General features: G+C 35.5%; 21 protein-coding genes. 17 read left to right on the plus strand and 4 right to left on the minus strand.

Features of this window, described 5'->3' with window-relative positions:
• Nucleotides 1-9 precede the first annotated feature (9 nt).
• The 16 genes from ACYIAJ_RS07485 to ACYIAJ_RS07560 all read left to right on the plus strand — a co-directional run bounded on the left by ACYIAJ_RS07485 (nt 10) and on the right by ACYIAJ_RS07560 (nt 17,358).
• Nucleotides 10-663: a DUF4310 family protein gene (locus ACYIAJ_RS07485; protein WP_160403969.1), complete on the plus strand. Its 654-nt coding sequence runs from the start codon at nt 10-12 to the stop codon at nt 661-663.
• 51 nt (nt 664-714) lie between these two features.
• Nucleotides 715-1,869, plus strand: coding sequence for an amidohydrolase/deacetylase family metallohydrolase (locus ACYIAJ_RS07490; protein ID WP_483559856.1), 1,155 nt, complete (start codon nt 715-717; stop codon nt 1,867-1,869).
• Complete coding sequence (locus tag ACYIAJ_RS07495) at nt 1,847-2,986, plus strand: DgaE family pyridoxal phosphate-dependent ammonia lyase (RefSeq protein WP_483559854.1); 1,140 nt, start codon at nt 1,847-1,849, stop codon at nt 2,984-2,986. Before ACYIAJ_RS07490 ends, ACYIAJ_RS07495 begins: the two co-directional genes overlap by 23 nt.
• Complete coding sequence (gene dagF, locus ACYIAJ_RS07500; RefSeq protein WP_483559853.1) at nt 2,986-3,726, plus strand: 2-dehydro-3-deoxy-phosphogluconate aldolase; 741 nt, start codon at nt 2,986-2,988, stop codon at nt 3,724-3,726. Before ACYIAJ_RS07495 ends, dagF begins: the two co-directional genes overlap by 1 nt.
• A gap of 3 nt (nt 3,727-3,729) precedes the next feature.
• A complete protein-coding gene (locus ACYIAJ_RS07505; protein ID WP_483559852.1) occupies nt 3,730-5,649 on the plus strand; it encodes a BglG family transcription antiterminator in 1,920 nt (639 codons plus the stop codon).
• A gap of 221 nt (nt 5,650-5,870) precedes the next feature.
• On the plus strand, nt 5,871-6,380 hold the full coding sequence (yceD, locus tag ACYIAJ_RS07510; RefSeq protein WP_483559850.1) for a 23S rRNA accumulation protein YceD: 510 nt from the start codon (nt 5,871-5,873) through the stop codon (nt 6,378-6,380).
• Between the two features lie 4 nt (nt 6,381-6,384).
• Nucleotides 6,385-6,552: a 50S ribosomal protein L32 gene (gene rpmF / locus ACYIAJ_RS07515; RefSeq protein ID WP_025316508.1), complete on the plus strand. Its 168-nt coding sequence runs from the start codon at nt 6,385-6,387 to the stop codon at nt 6,550-6,552.
• Between the two features lie 33 nt (nt 6,553-6,585).
• Entirely contained in the window at nt 6,586-7,632 is a 1,047-nt protein-coding gene (gene plsX / locus ACYIAJ_RS07520; protein ID WP_483559848.1) for a phosphate acyltransferase PlsX, read from the plus strand.
• Between the two features lie 4 nt (nt 7,633-7,636).
• The gene (locus ACYIAJ_RS07525) at nt 7,637-8,590 is read left to right on the plus strand and encodes a beta-ketoacyl-ACP synthase III (RefSeq protein ID WP_483559846.1); all 954 of its coding nucleotides are present in this window, start codon (nt 7,637-7,639) and stop codon (nt 8,588-8,590) included.
• A gap of 36 nt (nt 8,591-8,626) precedes the next feature.
• Nucleotides 8,627-9,562, plus strand: coding sequence for an ACP S-malonyltransferase (gene fabD, locus ACYIAJ_RS07530; RefSeq protein WP_483559844.1), 936 nt, complete (start codon nt 8,627-8,629; stop codon nt 9,560-9,562).
• A gap of 16 nt (nt 9,563-9,578) precedes the next feature.
• Complete coding sequence (gene fabG / locus ACYIAJ_RS07535) at nt 9,579-10,313, plus strand: 3-oxoacyl-ACP reductase FabG (RefSeq protein ID WP_483559842.1); 735 nt, start codon at nt 9,579-9,581, stop codon at nt 10,311-10,313.
• A 150-nt stretch (nt 10,314-10,463) separates the two neighbouring features.
• Nucleotides 10,464-10,697: an acyl carrier protein gene (acpP, locus tag ACYIAJ_RS07540; protein WP_034910452.1), complete on the plus strand. Its 234-nt coding sequence runs from the start codon at nt 10,464-10,466 to the stop codon at nt 10,695-10,697.
• 160 nt (nt 10,698-10,857) lie between these two features.
• A complete protein-coding gene (gene fabF, locus ACYIAJ_RS07545; RefSeq protein WP_483559839.1) occupies nt 10,858-12,102 on the plus strand; it encodes a beta-ketoacyl-ACP synthase II in 1,245 nt (414 codons plus the stop codon).
• A gap of 188 nt (nt 12,103-12,290) precedes the next feature.
• Nucleotides 12,291-15,770: a DNA polymerase III subunit alpha gene (gene dnaE / locus ACYIAJ_RS07550; RefSeq protein ID WP_483559837.1), complete on the plus strand. Its 3,480-nt coding sequence runs from the start codon at nt 12,291-12,293 to the stop codon at nt 15,768-15,770.
• A 238-nt stretch (nt 15,771-16,008) separates the two neighbouring features.
• Nucleotides 16,009-16,968 (plus strand): acetyl-CoA carboxylase carboxyl transferase subunit alpha, encoded by a 960-nt coding sequence (gene accA / locus ACYIAJ_RS07555; RefSeq protein WP_483559835.1) that lies wholly within the window; start codon nt 16,009-16,011, stop codon nt 16,966-16,968.
• Nucleotides 16,969-16,989: 21 nt separating this feature from the next.
• Nucleotides 16,990-17,358, plus strand: coding sequence for a diacylglycerol kinase (locus ACYIAJ_RS07560; RefSeq protein ID WP_483559834.1), 369 nt, complete (start codon nt 16,990-16,992; stop codon nt 17,356-17,358).
• A 57-nt stretch (nt 17,359-17,415) separates the two neighbouring features.
• Here ACYIAJ_RS07560 and ACYIAJ_RS07565 read toward each other — a convergent pair whose 3' ends face one another.
• From ACYIAJ_RS07565 to metK, 4 genes are all read right to left on the minus strand, one after another.
• Nucleotides 17,416-18,258, minus strand: a complete 843-nt coding sequence (locus ACYIAJ_RS07565) for a 23S rRNA (adenine(2030)-N(6))-methyltransferase RlmJ (protein WP_483559832.1) — start codon at nt 18,256-18,258, stop codon at nt 17,416-17,418.
• Nucleotides 18,258-18,683 (minus strand): hypothetical protein, encoded by a 426-nt coding sequence (locus ACYIAJ_RS07570; RefSeq protein WP_483559831.1) that lies wholly within the window; start codon nt 18,681-18,683, stop codon nt 18,258-18,260. The genes ACYIAJ_RS07565 and ACYIAJ_RS07570 overlap by 1 nt, the downstream gene beginning before the upstream one ends.
• 200 nt (nt 18,684-18,883) lie before the next feature.
• Nucleotides 18,884-19,387, minus strand: coding sequence for a SprT family zinc-dependent metalloprotease (locus tag ACYIAJ_RS07575; RefSeq protein WP_483559830.1), 504 nt, complete (start codon nt 19,385-19,387; stop codon nt 18,884-18,886).
• The gene (gene metK, locus ACYIAJ_RS07580; protein WP_483559828.1) at nt 19,371-20,522 is read right to left on the minus strand and encodes a methionine adenosyltransferase; all 1,152 of its coding nucleotides are present in this window, start codon (nt 20,520-20,522) and stop codon (nt 19,371-19,373) included. The genes ACYIAJ_RS07575 and metK overlap by 17 nt, the downstream gene beginning before the upstream one ends.
• A 218-nt stretch (nt 20,523-20,740) precedes the next feature.
• Here metK and murI point away from each other — a divergent pair, with 218 nt between their 5' ends.
• Complete coding sequence (murI, locus tag ACYIAJ_RS07585) at nt 20,741-21,565, plus strand: glutamate racemase (protein ID WP_483559826.1); 825 nt, start codon at nt 20,741-20,743, stop codon at nt 21,563-21,565.
• Nucleotides 21,566-21,871: the final 306 nt, after the last annotated feature.

Genomic DNA, 21,871 nt, shown 5'->3' on the forward strand with positions numbered 1-21,871 from the left:
GAACATGTTATGAATACAGAAACAACCATTAATAAGAGCTTTTGGTATGCCGATTGGTCATTCCCTATTATCTGTGGATTATTATCTGCTGGGATTTTTGCTGGGACGCATACTTTTTATGTTTATGGTATTGGTGCATTTAATGAAATCGCTTTTGTCGCCATGCTTAAATCAGGAATGACAACAGGCGATTATGGTGCAGTGGCTGCTTTTGGGGCGAGCTTTTTATTTGCTCGAGTCATTGAAGGGTCGTTAGTCGGTATATTAGATATTGGTGGTGCCTTACAAACTGGTATTGGTTTAGGCGTTCCTGCATTGCTTTTAGCGGGCGGTTACACATTACCTGTTGAAAACTTTTTTGCTGCGTTGGTAACCGGTCTTGTTTTAGGTGTATTGATTGGGTTTATTATCATTATTATTCGTAAATTTACGCTAAATAGTGGCGGTGGCTCAACATTTGGGGCTGATGTCATGATGGGGGCGGGTAATGCATCGGGAAGATTTTTAGGGCCAATGATTATTTTATCGGCGATGGTTGCCTCAATTCCAATTGGTATTGGCTCATTACTTGGTGCGCTTATCTTTTATGTATGGAAAAAGCCTATCACTGGTGGTGCAATTTTAGGTGCAATGATTTTTGGTGGGATCTTCCCAATTGCGTGATTTTAATACTCCTTTGTCATTGCCTAAATTACAGAGGATTTGGATGTAATTATGTATGATTTAGTGATAAAGAAAGCAAAATTAATTGACGAATCGATCGTTGATATTGCAGTTCATTTAGGCAAGATTGTTGAGATTAGTAAGAACATTACAGAACAATCACAACAGATTTTAAATTTATATGCTAAACACTACATTAGTGCTGGATGGATTGATTCTCACACTCATTGCTTTGCTCGTTCACCTATTTATTACGATGAACCTGATTTGATCGGCACTAAGGCTGGTGTCACCTCGGTAGTTGATGCCGGTAGCGTTGGTGCGCTTGATGTTGATGAATTTTATCAATTAGCGCAACAAGCCAACACTCATGTTTATTCCTTTTTAAATATCTCGAAAATAGGGCTGATACGACAAAGCGAACTTGCCGATATGCGTGATATTGATGTGCCTTTATTCGACACAATGTTAGCCAAATATTCTCATTTTATTATTGGAATAAAAGTGAGAATGAGTCGTAGTGTGGTTGGTGAAAATGGAATATTACCGTTGGTCAAAGCCAAAGATATGCAAAAAAAGAGTGGATTACCTTTAATGATTCATGTGGGAAATAATCCGCCAGAGCTTGATGATATTGCCGATCTGTTAACAAAAGGAGACATCATCACTCATTGTTTTAATGGTAAGCCGAATCGAATTTTTGATAAAGAAAATAATCTTCGCGATTCAATAAGTCGGGCTATTAAGCGAGGCGTAATTTTAGATATTGGTCATGGTGGTGAGAGTTTTAGTTTTGCTGTTGCTGAGAGGGCTAAATGCCTTGATATTTACCCAAATACGATTAGTTCTGATATTTATTCTAAGAATCGTATTCAAGGGCCAGTATTTAGTTTGGCTAATGTTATGACTAAGTTTATTTGTTTAGGTTATAGCAGGAAGAGAATTATTGATAGTGTTACAAAGAATGCAGCACAAATTTTACATCTTGAAAATAAAGGAGAATTATCCATAGGCTATGATGCTGATCTCACTATTTTTGACATCAAACAGGAAATAGTTTCGTTATCGGATTCAGAAGGTGAAGTTCGTCAAAGTCATGAACAGTTTGTTCCTTTGGCATGTGTTGTAGCTGGGAGTACAGAACATACTGTGCGTATTGAAATAACAGAAGAAGGTAGTAAAAATGGACTTAAAATCTCAAACTGAAACAGATATATATAGTAAATATCACTTAAAAAAAGTGATTAATGCTTCAGGTCGTATGACTATTTTAGGTGTATCGACACCAAGACCGGAAGTGGCAGAGACTGTATTGCATGGTTTAAATGAGTATTTTGAAATTAAAGACTTAGTCGATAAAACGGGACAATATATCGCTAAATTACTCAATGTAGAAAACGCGGTTGTTGTATCATGTGCTTCAGCGGGCATTGCTCAAGCTGTTGCAGGAATAATTATCAAGGATGACTATGATCTGCTATTTAACTTACATTCATCAGATAAATATGTTCCTCGAGAAATTATTATTCCTAAAGGTCATAACGTTAATTTTGGTGCACCGATTAGTACGATGGTTTCATTAGGTGGCGGTATTGTGGTTGAAGCGGGTTATGCTAATGAATGTAAACCAGAACATATTGAGTCTTTAATTAATCCAGACACAGCAGCCATTTTATATGTTAAGTCTCATCATTGTGTGCAAAAAAGTATGCTATCAATTGCGCAAGCTGTTTGTATTGCTCAAAAACACAAAATTCCATTAATTGTCGATGCTGCAGCTGAAGAAGATTTACAAACATATTATCAACAAGGTGCCGATTTAGTTATTTATAGCGGAGCAAAGGCGATTGAAGGGCCTACCAGCGGTTTAGTTGTTGGTCGTCAACAAGCTGTCGAATGGGTAAAACTTCAGTCACAAGGTATTGGACGACCAATGAAAGTTGGTAAAGAAGGTATTTTAGGGTTAACCAAAGCAATTGAACTTTATATTACCAAACCAATACATGAAACAGGACAACAAATGGTAACTAAAATGACCCCATTTATTGATAATTTAAATGCTCTTGATGGAATATCGGCCAACGTCGTTTGGGATGGCGCAGGGCGTGATATCGCACGCGCAGAAATAGCGTTTGATGCCAGCGTGATAGGTAAAACTGCAATCGAAATGGTGGATCTCATGAAACAAGGCGAAATTGCAGTTTACTTCAGAGAATATAAAGCCAATGAAGGCAAAGTTGATGTCGATGTGCGTAGTGTAACATCAGCTCAACTCGATATTATTTACAACAAAATTAAAAATATTATTCAAGGAATAAAATAATGCAACTGATTCCCAATTACTATAATGATCGTGTTTGTTTAAACGTATTGGCCAATTCTATTGATAATGCCAGAGCTATTTATGAAGCAGCAAAAACACATGTTGTTGTCGGTGTTTTGTCTAAAAATTATCCAGATAATGCCTCAGCTATTGCCGATATGAAAAAATATGCTTTAGCGATCGATAATGCAATTTCAGTCGGACTTGGTGCAGGTGATCCAAATCAGTCAATAATGGTTTCTGAAATTTCTGCTGTACTTCAGCCGCAACATGTTAATCAAGTTTTTACTGGTGTGGCAACAAGTAGAGCTTTGTTGGGGCAAAATAAAACAGTAGTTAATGGATTAGTTTCACCAACAGGGAAAGTTGGTTTAGTTAATATTGCAACAGGACCGCTAAGCTCTAAATCTTCAGATGCGATTGTGCCTGTAGAAACGGCAATTGCTTTATTAAAAGATATGGGCGGAAGCTCAATAAAATATTTTCCTATGGAGGGGTTAAAGCATCAAGATGAATTTGAGTATGTCGCAAAATGTTGCGCAGAAAATAATTTTTACCTAGAGCCTACAGGTGGTATCGATTTAGATAACTATGAGTCGATCTTAAAAATTGCTTTAGATTCGGGAGTGAAAAAGATCATTCCACATATCTATAGTTCTATCATTGATAAAGTGACAGGCGAAACTCGAATCAGTGATGTCAAACAATTGTTATCAATTACCCAAAAATTAGTAGGATAAGAGATGTCATCTAAAGTGTTGTTTCCTTATCAGCGATTAGCGTATCTTTTTGATACGATAAAAAATGAGATACTACCTCAGCAAGAGCTAGCAAATCGTTTTTCTGTGTCTACACGAACAATTCGGACTGATATTTCAGCACTTAATGATATTTTAAGTAATTATGGTGCTCAAGTAGAATATACCAAAAATATAGGTTACCAGCTTGTGGTATCTGATCCTAATTGTTATGCGACATTACCAATTACACAAACAATAGAGCAGGTTCCACGAACAAGTAAAGAGCGAGTTTCTGCCCTATTGATTGCTTTTTTAACTCAATCAAACTCTGTTAAATTAGATGATATTGCTGGAGAATGGTTTTTAAGTCGTAGTACTTTACAGAATGATGTTATTGAAGTTAAGCAGTACTTAGATAAATATAATTTATCTCTTGAAAATCGACCTTATTATGGGATGCGATTGATTGGTGAAGAATCATCTATTCGAGCATGTTTAACCGATATTCTATGGCGATGTCATATGGTCGAAGATACTATAACGGTAGATAGACTTAGACAAACTATTTTGAATGATATTGATCTAAATTATCTGGAGAGAATTTTACAAAACCAATTTGAACGTTTTGAATTAAAGTTAAACGCCGAAGGGCAAGGGTATTTACTTTATAGTTGTGCAGTTTCTATAACTAGAATTACTCAAGGGTATGAACTCCTTGAATATCAAGTCGATAAAATAAATACGACTGTTATTAGTGCTGCTCGTGAAATTTCTGAAGGGTTTTCTTACTTTCTAAGCAGTGTGTTTTCAGATGCCGAATTTAACTATTTATGCGTGCAAATTGCTTCCAGAACGATTATGGATTCTCCTAATCAAACAAAAAGCTTGGCATTGGTTAATCATATTTTATCTTATATAAATGATTCTTATCACTATAATTTATGGGATGATAAAAAATTATACCAGGACATGCTAATCCATATTTCTTCAATGTTATCAAGGATTAAATATCAAATTAGAACAACTAATCCTTTATTGTATGAAATTAAACAATATTATCCTTTTGCGTACGATATTACGTTGTCTGCACTTACTAATACAGAAAAGTACACTGAATTTAAAATGACGGAAGATGAAATTAGCTATTTAGCAATTCATATTGGTGTGGCATTAGAGCGTAATTACAGTGCTGGTCATGAAAGATATGCTCAAATTTTATTAGTTAGTGAACTGGGTAATTCTACTCTAAGAATGATTGAGTCAAAAATTAAGCGAGATTTTCCACATGTTCAGATTAATCGTGTTCTTTCTTATAGAGAGTATGAACAGCTTTTAGATATTGAAGAAGATTTTGTCGTATCAACAGTTCGTTTAACAGAAAAAAATAAACAAATAGTTAAAATTGCACCATTTCCTACACTTTATCAACTTGAACAGTTAGGAAGGCTTGCAATGATCGATCGAACTATGCCTTATATTATTGAGCGATTTTTTGATGAAAATTTTTTTCTGATTATCGATAAACCTATTACACAAAAAAGCCTTTTAAAAAAGGCTTGCCAACGACTTGAACAATCAGATTATGTCGATGAGAATTTTTATCCTTCTGTAATTGAACGTGAAGCAATTGTTTCAACATTATTAGGCGAAAACATCGCTATTCCTCATACCGTTGGTCTATTGGCAAAAAAAACAATGGTAACAACGATTTTGGTACCGCGAGGTATTGCATGGAATAAAAATGAAATTGCACATGTTATTTTTTTGTTAGCAATTAGTAAAGATGAGTATGAAGATGCTATGCGAATCTATAATTTATTTGTTAATTTTGTTAATGAAAGAGCAACTAAGCGTTTATTAAATAGTAAAAATTTTGATGACTTCAGGGCTATTGTTAAAGATAGTTTTAGTCGATTATCATAATATGTTTATAGACCATGAAAATGTATGATTTAGATGAAACTGTTTTACAATAATAAAATTACATAAATTTAAAAAATATTAAGGTTAATGTCCAATATTTAAATCAAATTATATTATGATCTAGCATTGACGAAAACCTTATTTAAAGGTAATATGCGCGCCTTATATATTGTGTTCTTTTAAGAGACATAAGAATAACTTTAAGGTAGAATGCATATTCTATGCAAAATAAATTGCCATTAACAATTGACCCGATTAAAGCGGCACAAAAAAAACTTGATTATGTTGGATATTATCCAATGCAAAGTGTGACAAGGGTTGAACGTCCAAAAAGCGATATTGAGTGCAGCTTATCTTTTTATTATGATGAGCAAAAGCTTTGTGTTATTGCAATTGATGCAAAAATTACGTTAGAGCAGATCTGCCAACGTTGTTTTAAACCTTTTATCACAGAAGTTTATGTGATAAATAAATTTAGTCCTGTTAAGAGCGATGCTCAAGCAGAGGCACTACCGGAACATTATGAGCCCGTTCTGATGAACGAGTTTGGCGAAGTAGATATATTAGCGTTACTTGAGGACGAAATCATTCTCTCGTTACCAATTGCGCCGGTACATGATAGTAAACACTGCGAAGTGTCAGAGGCTGATATGGTATTTGGTGACATTCCAAGTGAGAATGAAAAACCGAATCCATTTGCAATTTTAGTTAGTTTAAAGAATAAGGGGTAAATCCATGGCTGTTCAACAGAATCGTAAAACTCGTGCAAAACGTGGTATGCGTCGTTCTCATGATGCATTAACTGTTGCTAATATCTCAGTTGATGAATCAGGTAAAACACATTTACGTCATCATGTAACCGCAGATGGTTATTATCGTGGTCGTAAAGTGATTTCTAAATAATTATTACCTAATTAGAAATCCTCAGGTGACATTTTGGATAATCTAACCATTGCGTTAGATGCTATGAGCGGGGACTTCGGTCCTCGTGTTGTTGTTCCTGCTGCAATACAAGCACTAAATTGTTATCCAAACCTTTCTGTTTTTCTGGTGGGAGAACCAACAGAAATTGGTCTTTTTTTGTCAAAAGAAAATTCGAAACTTGTTTCTCGATATCAAGAAGAAGGCCGGTTGATATTGACCGAATCAAAGACCGTTATTACTAATGATATGCAGCCTTCTTATGCGATTCGTCATAGTCAAGGATCGTCAATGAGGATAGCTCTTGAGCTGGTTAAAGATAACAATGTTCAAGCTTGCGTGAGTGCGGGTAATACTGGTGCTCTGATGGGGCTATCTAAACTCTTATTGCACTCTTTAACGGGTATTGATCGCCCTGCTTTAGTTGCTACTATTCCAGCTTTAAATCATCAAAGTACAGTTGTACTAGATTTAGGGGCTAATGCTGAATGCGATAGTGATATGCTTGTGCAATTTGCAATAATGGGGCAAATTTTAGCTAAGACTGTGCTTAAAATTGAACATCCTCGGGTTGCATTACTCAACATTGGTGAAGAAGACATTAAAGGGTTGGATAAAATACGTGCGGCTGCTTCTATTTTAAAATCAAACAATCAAATTAATTACATCGGCTATTTAGAAGGTAATGAACTTCTTACAGGTAAAACTGATGTGTTAGTCTGTGATGGTTTTGTTGGTAATGTGACGTTAAAAACAGTAGAAGGCTTAGTTAAAATTTTTATGTCTTCATTTAAGTCGTCTCTTGGCCATAATTCATTATTAATGAAGCTATTAAGTAAATGGTTACAAAGGAAGATATCAAAAAACTTTGGTTATTTAGATCCTGGACGATATAATGGTGCTTGTTTGCTTGGGCTGAAAAGTATTGTGATTAAAAGTCATGGTAGTGCCAACCAAAAATCATTTTTTGCAGCAATTGAACAAGCTATTTTGGCTATACAAACAAATATACCTGAGAAGATTGCGACGAGCCTTTCTTCCGCACTACCCAAGAGCGAATAATTAGATGTATACAAAGATATTAGGAACAGGGAGTTATCTTCCAAAACAGATAAGAACTAATGCAGATCTTGAAAAAATGGTCGATACCAGTGATGAATGGATCACAACACGTACTGGTATTAAAGAAAGAAGGATTGCAGAGCCAAATGAAACAGTAACAAGTATGGCTTATGACGCTGCTATAAATGCAATTGAAATGGCCAATATCGATAAAGAAGAAATCGGTATGATCATTGTTGCAACGGCGACTTCGGTCAATGCATTTCCAAGTTCAGCTACAGAATTACAAGCCAAATTAGGTATTGGTGATGTTGTTGCGTTTGATGTATCCGCCGCTTGCTCGGGATTTGTGTATGCGCTTGATATTGCCGATAAATATATTAAAAGTGGCGTAATTAAATATGCCTTAGTTGTTGGTTCAGACATGTTAACTCGTGGCGTAGATCCAAGTGATCGAGGTACCATTATCATTTTTGGAGATGGTGCTGGAGCGGTTGTTGTTGGGGCATCAGAAGAGCCGGGTATTATTGCTTCACACCTTCATGCTGATGGTCGTTATGGTGATTTATTAAAATATCCGTATGTTGATCGTCGAGATATGCATGATCCTGTTTATATGACTATGCATGGTAATGAAGTATTTAAGATTGCAGTTAAAGAGCTTTCCAATTTGGTTGATGAGCTTTTAACTGAACATGCGTTTAACAAAGCAGATCTAGATTGGCTTGTACCACATCAAGCTAATTTAAGAATTATTTCCGCAACTGCTAAACGTTTAGATATGGATATGAGTAAAGTGATTGTCACATTAGATAAGCAGGGGAATACTTCTGCCGCTTCTGTGCCTTGTGCTTTAGATACTGGTGTGCGAGATGGGCGAATTCAACGAGGTCATCTAATTTTATTAGAGGCCTTTGGTGGTGGGTTTGTTTGGGGATCTGCGCTAGTTAGATTTTAGTTTACGATGTATTTTTAATGATCAAGGATTTAAATAATGACCAAATTTGCAATGGTATTTCCAGGACAAGGCTCACAAGTAGTCGGTATGTTAAAAGATCTTGCTGGTGATTTTCCGATTGTGAAATCAACATTTGATGAAGCTTCTGGAGTACTTGGTTACAATTTGTGGGATTTAGTACAAGAAGGTCCTACAGAAGAATTAAATAAAACTTGGCAAACACAACCTGCATTGCTTGCTTCATCTGTTGCAATATTTAGAGTGTGGCAAAGTGTTAATGGTGCTCAACCTGATTTTATGGCCGGGCATAGTTTAGGTGAGTATTCTGCGTTAGTTTGTGCTGGTGTGATTGATTTTAAAGATGCTATTAAATTAGTTGAGTTACGTGGTAAATTAATGCAAGAAGCAGTACCAAGCGGTACTGGAGCTATGTATGCAATAATTGGACTTGATAATGATTCAATTCGCAATGCATGTGAGCAAGCTGCTCAAGGTCAAGTTGTTGCACCAGTGAATTTTAATTCGCCTGGACAAGTCGTTATTGCAGGTAATAAAGACGCAGTTGAACGTGCAGGTGTATTATGTAAAGAAGCTGGCGCAAAGCGAGCATTACCTCTTGCTGTTAGTGTACCTTCCCATTGTGCATTAATGAAACCTGCTGCAGATAAATTAGCCATTGCATTAAATAATATTGAATTTAGTGCACCAAAGTTTGCGGTTATCAATAATGTTGATGTAAAAGTTGAAACATCTGCAGAAAAAATTAAATCGGCATTAATTGCTCAACTTTATAGCCCGGTACGTTGGACTGAAACTGTAGAAAATATGGCAAAACAAGATGTAAAACTTTTAGTTGAAATAGGGCCTGGTAAAGTATTAACAGGATTAACTAAACGTATTGTTGATACACTTTCTGGTATTGCGGTTAATGATAAAGCATCATTAGAAGCGGCATTAGAAAATACAAAGTAAAAATAAAGAGGTAGTTATGAATCTATCAGGAAAAATTGCTTTAGTTACAGGTGCAAGTCGTGGTATCGGTAAAGCTATTGCTGAAAAGCTTGTTTCTTGTGGTGCAACTGTTATTGGTACCGCAACAACAGAAAAAGGCGCTGAGGCTATTAGCCACTATTTAGGCTCAAATGGTAAAGGTTTAGCCTTAAATGTGACCAATGAAGAATCAATCGAATCTGTGATTAATACAATTAAAATGGAATTTGGTGATATTGATATTCTTGTTAATAATGCAGGTATTACCCGAGATAATTTGCTAATGCGAATGAAAGAAGATGAGTGGCAAGATATTTTAGATACTAATCTAACGTCTGTTTTCCGTTTATCTAAAGCATTAATGCGCACAATGATGAAAAAACGCTATGGCAGAATTGTTACTATTGGCTCAGTAGTTGGTACAATGGGGAATGCCGGCCAAGCTAACTATGCGGCTGCGAAAGCAGGATTAATTGGTTTTAGTAAATCGTTAGCTCGCGAAGTTGCATCTCGTGGTATTACGGTTAATGTTGTTGCACCTGGTTTTATTGCAACTGATATGACTGATGCATTAACCGAGGAACAAAAAGCCTTAACATTGGCACAAGTTCCTGCAGGACGTTTAGGAGAGCCTGCAGAAATTGCCAATGCAGTTGCCTTTTTGGTTTCTGATGAAGCATCTTACATTACTGGTGAAACTTTACATGTCAATGGCGGCATGTATATGGTGTAATTGAGTAGAATAGTGTAAAATAAAGCAACGTTTTAATGATTTGAACAAAAAATAAGCAGTTGGGTTGGAAAATGATTGGCATCTTTTTCAACATTTTATAAACTTACATTCACCGCCACTTTCGGCGATTTTTATAGGAAAAAAAAGAGTATGAGCACTATTGAAGAGCGAGTTAAGAAAATTATTGTTGAGCAACTTGGTGTAAAAGAGGAAGAAGTTAAAAACGAATCTTCTTTCATTGAAGATCTTGGCGCTGACTCTCTTGATACAGTTGAATTAGTTATGGCTTTAGAAGAAGAATTTGATACTGAAATTCCTGATGAAGAAGCTGAAAAAATCACAACTGTTCAATCAGCAATTGATTATATTACTGCGAATCAATAAGGTTAGCAGAGTTTTCACCATAGGCGGTCAAATGATCGCCTAGTTTGTATCAGTATCTTTAATTCTTTAATTAGAGAAAATTTGGTATAAATTGGTAGAAAATTTAAAATAAAATTTTCAATGATTCAAATTTCATTTCAATCCTTTTCTGGAGGACAATGTGTCTAAACGCAGAGTTGTTGTCACCGGAATGGGCATGATATCTCCAGTAGGTAATACAGTTGAGTCCACTTGGCAAGCACTTTTAGCAGGTCAAAGTGGTGTCGAGCTCATAGAACACTTTGATACTGCCCCTTTCGCAACGCGCTTCGCCGCAATGGTTAAAAACTTTAATGGCGAAGATTATAATATTTCACGTAAAGATGCGCGTAAAATGGATTATTTTATCCAATACGGTATTGCTGCAGGTATGCAAGCAATGCAAGATGCTGGCATTGAGATCACCGAAGAAAACGCAGAACGAATTGGTTGTGCGATAGGTTCAGGTATTGGTGGACTTGGGTTGATTGAAGAAAACCATAGTGCATTAGTCAATGGTGGACCGCGTAAAATCAGTCCTTTTTTTGTACCATCAACAATTGTTAATATGATTGCTGGTCATCTATCCATTATTTATGGATTAAAAGGTCCAAGCATTACTATCGCAACAGCATGTTCTTCTGGTGTGCACAATATTGGTCATGCTGCACGTATGATTGCATATGGTGATGCAGATGCAATGTTAGCTGGTGGAGGGGAAAAAGCAAGTACTCCACTTGGCATTGGTGGTTTTGGTGCTGCTCGTGCATTATCGACCAATAATGATAATCCTAAAGGTGCCAGTCGTCCATGGGACAGAGATCGTGATGGTTTTGTGCTTGGTGATGGTGCTGGAATTATGTTCTTGGAAGAGTATGAGCATGCAAAAAAACGCGGTGCTAAAATTTACGCTGAACTGGTTGGGTTTGGTATGAGTGGCGATGCTTATCATATGACTTCTCCACCTGAAAACGGTAGTGGTGCCGCATTAGCAATGAAATGTGCAATTCGCGATGCAGGAATTATGCCTGAGCAAGTGGGTTATATCAATGCCCATGGTACATCGACACCTGCTGGCGATAAAGCTGAAACTGAAGCAGTAAAAAGTATTTTCAAAGAAAATGCCAACAAAGTTATGGTTAGTTCAACTAAATCAATGATTGGACATTTACTAGGTGCTGCTGGAGCGGTTGAATCTATTTTCACTGTACTTGCGCTGCGTGATCAAGCTGTGCCACCAACAATTAACCTTGATAATCCTGATGAGGGTTGTGATCTTGATTATATTCCGCATACAGCACGTCAAGTTAAAAATTTAGAATATGCACTTTGTAATTCTTTTGGTTTCGGTGGAACCAATGGTTCAGTGTTATTTAAGAAAATCTAATTTCTCATTATCCGCCGATAATATCTATTGGCGGAATATCTTTAATAAATGGTTTTTCACTTATAAATCTTATAATGAAAATGACCTTTATTTTTTTCAGTTCGAACCAACAATTAAAGAGAATAAGAATATTCATCTTGCTTGTGTTATAATCTCACAATAACTCTATAGCTTCATTTCTGGTAATTATGGCGGAACCTAAATTTATTCATCTTCATTTGCATAGTGATTTCTCAATGGTTGATGGAATTGCGAAAGTTGGTACACTAGTAAATGAAGTGAGCAAGTTACAGATGCCTGCTTTTGCGATCACTGATTTTACTAATCTTTGTGGATTGGTTAAGTTTTATGGTTCAGCAATGTCAAAAGGTATTAAACCGATCATTGGTGCAGATCTTGCTATCAAAAGTTCTCAAATGCCTGATGATATTTATCGTTTAACTATTTTAGCGGCTAACAATCAAGGATATCAGAATCTTACTTTATTGATTTCTAAAGCTTATCAGCGAGGATATATCGGTGATTTGCCTGTTGTTGATGATGACTGGCTAATTGAACATCGAACCGGATTAATTGTATTAGCAGGTCGAGAAAGTGATATTGGGATCGGTATTGTTCGTAATAATCAAATTATCGTTGATAATGCTATTAATTTTTATCTTGAAAATTTTAGTGAGCATTTTTATTTTGAATTAGTACGTACTAAACGAGCCAATGAAGAACTATTTATTCATCGAGCTGTGAATTTGGCTGAACAATATTCGTTACCCGTTGTTGCAACTAATGATGTTCGATTTTTGAAATCTTCTGATTTTGATGCTCACGAGATTCGTGTCGCTATTCATGATGGCAATACGCTAGAAGATCCTTCCAGACCTAAAAATTATTCGGCAGAGCAATATCTACGCTCAGAACAGGAAATGTGCGAACTATTTTCTGATATTCCAGAAGCGTTGGAAAATAGTGTTGAAATAGCTAAACGCTGTAATGTTTCGATCCGATTAGGCGAATATTTTTTACCTAAATTTCCAACTGGCGATATGTCTACTGAAGACTTTTTAGTACATAAATCACGTGAAGGATTAGAAGAAAGGCTAGCGTTTTTATTTCCTGATCCAGCAATTAGAAAGCAAAGACGACCAGAATATGACGAGCGCTTAGAAACCGAATTAACAGTAATTAACCAAATGGGTTTTCCTGGTTACTTTCTGATTGTTATGGAGTTTATACAATGGTCAAAAGATAATGATATTCCAGTCGGACCTGGGCGAGGATCTGGTGCTGGCTCGCTAGTTGCGTATGCTTTGAAAATTACCGATTTGGATCCACTTGAGTTTGATTTACTTTTTGAACGTTTTTTAAATCCAGAACGTGTTTCAATGCCAGACTTTGATGTTGATTTCTGTATGGAAAAACGCGATCTGGTTATTGATCATGTCTCTGATATGTATGGACGAGATGCGGTTTCTCAAATTATAACCTTTGGTACCATGGCAGCTAAAGCGGTAATCCGAGATGTTGGAAGAGTACTTGGGCATCCTTATGGGTTTGTCGATCGTATTTCAAAATTGATACCTTTAGATCCAGGTATGACACTAGCCAAGGCTTTTGAAATTGAACCTCAGTTACAAGAGCTATATGATAATAATGAAGAAGTTAAGTCATTAATTGACATCGCTCGGCAATTGGAAGGCGTAACCCGAAATGCCGGTAAACATGCCGGTGGTGTTGTGATCTCACCAACTAAGATTACTGATTTTTCCCCAATTTATTGTGATCCAGAAGGCCATCATCCGGTTACTCAATTTGATAAAAATGATGTTGAATATGCAGGCCTTGTGAAATTTGACTTTCTAGGCTTACGGACATTAACTATTATTGATTGGGCAATCAAAATGATTAATGAACGTCAGCTGCGAGAGGGTAAAGAAAAAGTCGATATTACTCGAATTCCTTTAGATGATGAAAAATCTTTCGAATTATTATTAAAAGCTGAAACTACAGCGGTGTTCCAACTTGAATCCCGTGGCATGAAAGATTTAATAAGACGTTTAAAGCCCGACTGTTTTGAGGATATGATCGCTTTAGTTGCATTATTTCGTCCAGGTCCCCTACAATCAGGCATGGTCGACAACTTTATTGACCGAAAACATGGACGAGAAGAGGTTTCTTATCCTGATATTAAGTATCAACACGAATCATTAAAACCTATTTTAGAACCAACGTATGGTATTATTTTATATCAAGAACAAGTTATGCAAATCGCACAGACTCTTTCGGGTTATACATTGGGCGGCGCTGATTTATTGCGCCGAGCCATGGGTAAGAAAAAACCCGAAGAAATGGCAAAGCAACGTTCTATTTTTAAAGAAGGTGCTGAAAAACAGGGCATTGATGGTGAGCTGTCGATGCGAATATTTGATTTGGTTGAAAAATTTGCTGGATATGGTTTTAATAAATCTCACTCGGCAGCTTATGCGCTTGTTTCTTACCAAACTTTATGGTTAAAAACTCACTATCCTGCCGAATTTATGGCTGCGGTTATGACTGCCGATATGGATAATACCGATAAAATTGTTGGTTTGGTTGATGAATGTTTGCGGATGGGGTTAAAAGTCAATCCTCCTGATATCAATAGTGGCCTGTATCACTTTCATGTAAATGATAAAGGTGAGATTGTTTACGGTATTGGGGCTATAAAAGGTGTCGGTGAAGGGCCTATTGAGGCAATTGTTGAAGCACGTAACAGTGGGGGATATTTCAAAAATATTTTCGAACTCTGTGCTCGAACAGATATGAAGAAGATCAATCGCCGAGTACTTGAAAAACTCACTATGGCAGGAGCTTTTGATAAATTAGGACCTCATCGAGCGGCTATATTGCATAGCATTAATGATGCAATGCAAGCGGCAGATCAATATGCTAAAGCGCAAGATATTGGTCAAGAAGATATGTTTGGTGTTTTGGCGGAAGAACCTGAACAAGTTGAGCATGCTTATGCTGCAGTTCCTGAATTACCTGATCAAGTTTTGCTTGATGGAGAACGTGAAGCGTTAGGACTTTATTTAACGGGGCATCCAGTAACACAATATTTGAAAGAATTAAATCGTTATACAGGTGGGCTGAGAATTAGTGAAGCTTCTCCAACAGGTTGGGGTAAGACGGTGACTTTTGCTGGTATTGTTACTGATGCTCGGGTTCGCATTACTAAAAAAGGTAAAAAAATCGGTTTGTTCACCTTGGATGATCGTTCTGGTCGTATTGACGGTATGCTTTTTGCGGAGTCTTTAGACAATTTCGGGCATTTACTTGTAAAAGATAAGATTTTAATTGTTACAGGTCAAGTTAGTAATGATGATTTTAATGGTGGTTTTAAAATCTCAGTGCGTGATATTGTTGATCTAAAAGATGCTCGAGCTAAATATGTAAAAGGATTGTCGATTACTTTAACTGAAAGCGAAACAAATCAAGCAATATTGCAGCATTTACAACAATTATTTGAACCTTATCGGCATGGCAGTGTGCCAGTTAACTTATATTATCATCGTGATGATTTAGTTGTAAGGATTCAATTTGGCACAACATGGAGGATAATTCCTGAAGATGCTTTGATTGTTGAATTAAAGACATTACTTGGTATTGACCGTATTGAATTTGATTTTGAATAATTTAAATCAACTTATGAATAGCAGTTTAATTATTAACGTTGGTGAATAAAAACTGCTTCTATTAGGTTTATGTAGCTAAATTTTGGAAAAGTTGAAGCCTATTAATATAAATATAGGTGACTTCAATGCGTATTACATAGTAGAATTGATTTAATTTTATCTTCAGAATTAGTCAGTATACTATTGAATAGTGTATTTTTTAAAGTACCGAATGAATTAAGAGGCAATTACAAACGTTATGAACAATTTTTTGGAATTTGAAAAGCCGATCGCGGAATTAGAAGCAAAAATTAATTCCTTAAAGAATATTGATTCACAACAAGTTGAATTAGATATTAATTTAGATAAAGAGATTAAGCAATTACATAAAAAAAGTCGTGAATTAACAAAAAAAATATTTGCTAATTTAACCCCTTGGGAAATTGCACAACTAGCTAGACATCCAAATCGTCCTTATACATTGAATTATATAAAAGAAATTTTTACTGATTTTGATGAATTAGCCGGTGATAGGGCTTATGCTGATGATAAAGCAATTGTTGGTGGCATTGCACGTATTGATGGGCGGACAGTGGTAGTTATTGGTCATCAAAAAGGTCGTGAAACTAAACAGAAGATTTATCGAAACTTTGGTATGCCAGCCCCAGAGGGTTATCGTAAAGCTTTACGATTAATGCAATTAGCCGAACGTTTTAAATTACCAATTATCACTTTTATTGATACTCCTGGGGCGTATCCTGGTATTGGTGCTGAAGAACGGGGTCAAGCAGAAGCTATTGCACGTAACTTAAGAGAAATGTCACGCCTTAAAGTGCCTACCATTTGTACAGTTATTGGTGAAGGTGGATCTGGGGGAGCACTAGCGATTGGCGTAGCAGATAAAGTAAACATGCTTCAATATAGTACTTATTCAGTCATCTCACCAGAAGGTTGTGCTTCTATTTTGTGGAAAAGTGCTGACAAAGCCCCTGTTGCTGCTGAAGCCATGAATATGACAGCAGATAATTTATTAAAGTTAAATCTGATTGATTCAATCGTGCCAGAGCCACTTGGTGGAGCTCACAGAGATTATACGGCTATATCTGTTTCACTCAAAACCCAGCTACTTAGTGATCTTGATGAACTTGAAAGTATGGATTTATCTGTATTACTAGAAAGACGATTTCAACGTTTGATGAACTATGGTTATGTAAGGTAGTTTTAAATCTGGAACATTATAATGAAAAAATCGACAGGATTACTTCGTATCTTTAATGCGACAAAATACTCTTTAAAAGGCTTAAAATCAGCGATCAAACATGAAGCTGCATTTCGTCAAGAGTTAATTGTATTGGTTGTGGCATATATCATTGTAATGCTGGTTGATTTTTCCATTTATGAGCGTATTTTATTACTTGGTTCGATCGGTGTTGTAATGATTACCGAGTTAATTAATAGTGCAATTGAGTGTGTTGTTGATCGTATCGGCCATGAAAGACATGAGCTATCTGGCCGAGCGAAGGATTATGGTTCAGCTGCTGTATTTTTGTCTTTATTATTGACTGTTACCTTGTGGATCTATCTATTTTCTTGTCACTTTTTCTCATGATTTTTAATTAAACTTAGACGTTTTTGAAAATTTTTGACAATAGATAACCAATAAAAATTATTCAGAAACGAGTTCTTTAATAATAAAATTTCCAGTTTTTTCACTATCTAACGTTGTTTTTAACCATGGCATAACTATACTCATTTGTTCATGTAATTTCCATGGTGGGTTAATTACTATCATTCCTGATGCGGTCATGCCTTTTTGATTATTATCTGGTTTTATTGCTAGTTCGAACTGTGAAATTCGTTTAATACCTAAATTCACAATGCCATCAATCATTTTTTGTGTTTGGCTGCGAGACACAACAGGATACCAAATTAAATAGACACCAGTTGCAAAACGCTTATAGGCTTCAAACAGTGCTGTAGGAATTGTTTGATAATCGTCCTTTATTTCATAGGAAGGATCGATCAATATTATCCCACGGCGTGAATCTGGCGGTAACTTCGATTTTAATTGAGAAAAACCATCTTCACGTAATACTCTTGTTCGTTTATCTTTATTAAATTCTTGCCTTAATAAAGGATAATCGGTTGAATGTAATTCGGTAAGATTGAGCTTGTCTTGCTCACGTAATAATTGCTTAGCAATTAATGGTGAGCCCGGATAATATTTTAATTCATCAAAAGAATTATATCGTCTTAGTACCGATATATAGGTATTTAGCAATTCAGGGATATTTGATTGTTGCCAAATCAAATTAATTCCTGATAAATATTCACCTGTTTTTGCAGCATGTTCACTTTTTAATAGGTATCGACCTGCGCCTGAGTGTGTATCTAAATATAAAAAAGGTTTTTCTTTTTCTTTTAATGATTCAATACAGAATGTTAAAACAATATGTTTTAATACATCCGCATGATTACCAGCATGATAACTATGACGATAGCTTAACATTATAAATTCTCCTTCTTTTGTTCATTTTTTTGCATATAAAAGGTCGTTAAGGCTAAACAAAGAAGGCAGGGGATTTCCATTAATTCTTCTATTAAATCTTTTCGATCCCTTGTTATAACTAATAATTCATGGCCAATGCGGCGGTGTTCTGCAATATCAGCTATACCCAAGAATAAAAAAGCTAAAAATATATGCCAAACTGGAATTTTTTCAAATTTATAGCGACGAACAATTTCTTGGCGAATTATAGGTAAAAATATACTGAGTATTGGAAGTGCTATTAAAAAACTAGCAATAATTTTGTAATAAAAACGCGGTACTTCAGGAAAAAAGTCTCGCCCCCAACTAATTCCTCGACCAAAAAGCATCAACCACCAAAATATTGTCCAAATCCAAAATTTATATAAATTTGAATGTTCAGCCATTTTTTTTGCATAGCAGTAAGTATAGCAGCACATAAATAACAAAAAGAGTGATTGGACATGTTCAATAAGTGTGACAGTAAGTCCATTATATAAAGGTATAAAAAAATTACCTATAATATAAAGAGTAATACCAAGAATAATAATCGATAAGGAACTTTTGTAAAAATGAAAATCTAATTTACACATACAATATCTTAATATTAATTAGCGCGTTTAAGTTTGAGTATAGTACCGCATTTACGACATAAATAACTAGTTTTATTATTTTGAATTTTATTATGTCTTATCGATGTTAGGTGATGTTGTTGACACTTGCAGTAGTATAAATAAGTATTGCGTTGTACTGTAAAACGATGAGTGGTCGTTGGAATTTTGCCTAATATTTCTGACATAATATATTGCCATTGTTTACCATGTGGCTTTACTTTTCCAAATTCTTTAAAAACAATTAGATGTGCTAATTCATGAGGTACCACTTCCTCAATAAAATGCATACCATTTTCTAGTAACATAATTGAATTAAGTTGAATTTCCCAACGTATTAAAAAGGCACTACCTGCAATGCTACCTTTGGGCTTATAGACAATTTTAGGTTCTTGATATTGAGTATGGAGAAGCTGATTGGCTTGTATTAAGTGGGTTCTTAAACAAGCCATTACCTGATTATGTAAATAAATTGGTATGCGTTTATAGTCCTGCTGCATCGCGAAGTAGTGCTGCTTTATCGGTTTTTTCCCAAGGGAAGATATCTCGCCCAAAATGACCGTAACTTGCAGTTTGTTGGTAAATTGGCTGAATAAGGTCAAGCATCTGAATCAATCCATAAGGTCTTAAATCAAAAAATTCTTTGATAAGTGCAACAATTTTATGGTGATCGATTTTTTCAGTGCCAAAAGTATTAACATAAATTGATGTAGGATTGGCAATACCAATTGCATAAGATATCTGTAATTCACATCTGTCAGCAAGTCCAGCTGCGACAATATTTTTAGCTACATAGCGTGCAGCATAAGCTGCTGAACGGTCAACTTTTGATGGATCTTTTCCTGAAAAAGCTCCACCTCCATGACGCGCGGCTCCGCCATAAGTATCTACAATAATTTTGCGGCCAGTTAACCCACAATCTCCCATAGGACCACCAATAACAAAGCGTCCAGTTGGATTAATAAAGTATTTAGTTCTTGACGTTAACCATTCGGTTGGTAATGTAGGTTTAATGATTTCTTCCATAACAGCTTCATGTAATGCTTTTTGGTCAATAGCTTCTGAATGCTGAGTAGATAAAACGATAGTATCAACCCCTTTTATTTGACCGTCTTGGTAAATTAATGTGACTTGGCTTTTTGCATCGGGTCTTAACCAAGGAAGTGTACCATTTTTTCTGACTTCTGCTTGGCGACGCATTAAATCATGCGCATAACTTATGGCTGCAGGCATAAAGTTTGGCATTTCATTGGTCGCATAACCAAACATTATACCTTGATCGCCCGCACCTTGTTCTAGTGGATCTTTTCGATCGACACCTTGATTAATGTCAGGAGATTGCTTACCAATAGCATTAAGCACCGCACATGAATTTGCATCAAATCCCATTTCTGAACTGGTATAACCAATATCATTAATGGTTTTTCTTGTTAATTCCTCAATATCTACCCAAGCTGAAGTTGTGATTTCACCACCAACTAAAGCCATACCTGTTTTTACATAAGTTTCACATGCGACTCGTGCTTTTGGATCTTGTTTTAAAATAGCATCAAGCACAGCATCAGATATTTGATCGGCGATTTTATCTGGGTGACCTTCAGAAACAGATTCTGAAGTAAATAGAAATTCTGACATGTAATACCTTCTTAATTTAATTCTTGTATTATGCTTGAAATATAATATTCAGTTTTAATATATGTATTCATTTTAGCAGTTTTACCATCTAGACGTCTAGCCTATAATTTATCGAACAAAATGCAATATTCGCTTGGGTAAAATTACTTGCTTTAATTTTTAATCAATTTACGATATTGCGCATTCCTAATTTATTATTTAATAACCTATAGCTAAAAATGAGCATCGTAAAACAATCTCCTTCAGTGTTAGTATTTGATTCAGGTATCGGTGGTTTATCTGTTTATAATGAAATCTATAATAAAATACCTAATCTACACTATATTTATGCATTCGATAATGAAATGTTTCCTTATGGGGATAAATCTTCAGAATTTTTAATTAATAGAGTAGATTCGGTTATTGATGCTGTTACTCAATTTTACTCAATTGATTTAGCGGTTATTGCCTGTAATACTGCTAGTACCATCTGTTTGCCTAGCTTGCGTTCTAAATTTTCTTTTCCTATTATTGGTGTTGTGCCTGCGATTAAACCAGCGAGTTTGCTTACTAAAAATAAATGTATAGGGTTATTAGCAACCAAAGCTACAATAGAAAGAACTTATATAACAGATTTAATCCAGCAGTTTGCCGAACACTGCATTGTTAAGCTGTTAGGTCTTTCAGAATTAGCACTTATAGCAGAAAATAAATTACAAGGTATTAGTGTAGATATGCAACAGCTAAAAGAATTAATGCAACCTTGGCTTAGATTACCGCTCATCCCCGATACAATAGTGCTTGGTTGTACGCATTATCCTTTTATTAAAAAAGAATTACAGATGGTTTTTCCCCAAGCTACCCTTATAGATTCAGGTTATGCGATTGCAACAAGGGTTTATAATTTGTTAAATGATAAATACGATCTGAATCAAAAACATTTATATGTATCTGAAAATATTGTACTGAGTACTAACTATAATCAGTCTGTAGAAAAGTTGATTAAAAAATTATCTGATTATAATCTTAATAAATATCATGCTATTAAAGTTTGTAGTGTTTGAATATTATGCTAACGAATAATTATTTAATCTTTTTTGCTTGCTAAAAAAAAAGAAGTCCCTATAATGCGCATCCACTGACTCGCAGTCAGCGAGAAGCAGACGGTGAGTGAGTTAAAAATAAGATCGAAAAATTGAAAAAAGATCTTGACGAATAAAAAAGTGTAGCGTAGTATACGCAGCCCTTGAGACAGCAAACTAAAGCGGTAAAATGTTTGGTTAATATAAAAGCTGTCAGCTCTTTAAAAAGAAGAAACAGACAATCTGTGTGGGCACTTGCGAGACGAAGAATGAAAAGTCTACGGACTT

The organism is Gilliamella sp. X-46, from assembly GCF_057063525.1.

What these genes read in the sequence shown, in the direction of transcription:
- ACYIAJ_RS07485 (WP_160403969.1), top strand. Translation starts at nt 10, where the DNA reads ATGAATACAGAAACAACCATTAATAAGAGCTTTTGGTATGCCGATTGG.
- ACYIAJ_RS07490 (WP_483559856.1), top strand. Translation starts at nt 715, where the DNA reads ATGTATGATTTAGTGATAAAGAAAGCAAAATTAATTGACGAATCGATC.
- ACYIAJ_RS07495 (WP_483559854.1), top strand. Translation starts at nt 1,847, where the DNA reads ATGGACTTAAAATCTCAAACTGAAACAGATATATATAGTAAATATCAC.
- dagF (WP_483559853.1), top strand. Translation starts at nt 2,986, where the DNA reads ATGCAACTGATTCCCAATTACTATAATGATCGTGTTTGTTTAAACGTA.
- ACYIAJ_RS07505 (WP_483559852.1), top strand. Translation starts at nt 3,730, where the DNA reads ATGTCATCTAAAGTGTTGTTTCCTTATCAGCGATTAGCGTATCTTTTT.
- yceD (WP_483559850.1), top strand. Translation starts at nt 5,871, where the DNA reads ATGCAAAATAAATTGCCATTAACAATTGACCCGATTAAAGCGGCACAA.
- rpmF (WP_025316508.1), top strand. Translation starts at nt 6,385, where the DNA reads ATGGCTGTTCAACAGAATCGTAAAACTCGTGCAAAACGTGGTATGCGT.
- ACYIAJ_RS07525 (WP_483559846.1), top strand. Translation starts at nt 7,637, where the DNA reads ATGTATACAAAGATATTAGGAACAGGGAGTTATCTTCCAAAACAGATA.
- fabD (WP_483559844.1), top strand. Translation starts at nt 8,627, where the DNA reads ATGACCAAATTTGCAATGGTATTTCCAGGACAAGGCTCACAAGTAGTC.
- fabG (WP_483559842.1), top strand. Translation starts at nt 9,579, where the DNA reads ATGAATCTATCAGGAAAAATTGCTTTAGTTACAGGTGCAAGTCGTGGT.
- acpP (WP_034910452.1), top strand. Translation starts at nt 10,464, where the DNA reads ATGAGCACTATTGAAGAGCGAGTTAAGAAAATTATTGTTGAGCAACTT.
- dnaE (WP_483559837.1), top strand. Translation starts at nt 12,291, where the DNA reads ATGGCGGAACCTAAATTTATTCATCTTCATTTGCATAGTGATTTCTCA.
- accA (WP_483559835.1), top strand. Translation starts at nt 16,009, where the DNA reads ATGAACAATTTTTTGGAATTTGAAAAGCCGATCGCGGAATTAGAAGCA.
- ACYIAJ_RS07560 (WP_483559834.1), top strand. Translation starts at nt 16,990, where the DNA reads ATGAAAAAATCGACAGGATTACTTCGTATCTTTAATGCGACAAAATAC.
- ACYIAJ_RS07565 (WP_483559832.1), bottom strand. Translation starts at nt 18,258, where the DNA reads ATGTTAAGCTATCGTCATAGTTATCATGCTGGTAATCATGCGGATGTA.
- ACYIAJ_RS07570 (WP_483559831.1), bottom strand. Translation starts at nt 18,683, where the DNA reads ATGGCTGAACATTCAAATTTATATAAATTTTGGATTTGGACAATATTT.
- ACYIAJ_RS07575 (WP_483559830.1), bottom strand. Translation starts at nt 19,387, where the DNA reads ATGCAGCAGGACTATAAACGCATACCAATTTATTTACATAATCAGGTA.
- metK (WP_483559828.1), bottom strand. Translation starts at nt 20,522, where the DNA reads ATGTCAGAATTTCTATTTACTTCAGAATCTGTTTCTGAAGGTCACCCA.
- murI (WP_483559826.1), top strand. Translation starts at nt 20,741, where the DNA reads ATGAGCATCGTAAAACAATCTCCTTCAGTGTTAGTATTTGATTCAGGT.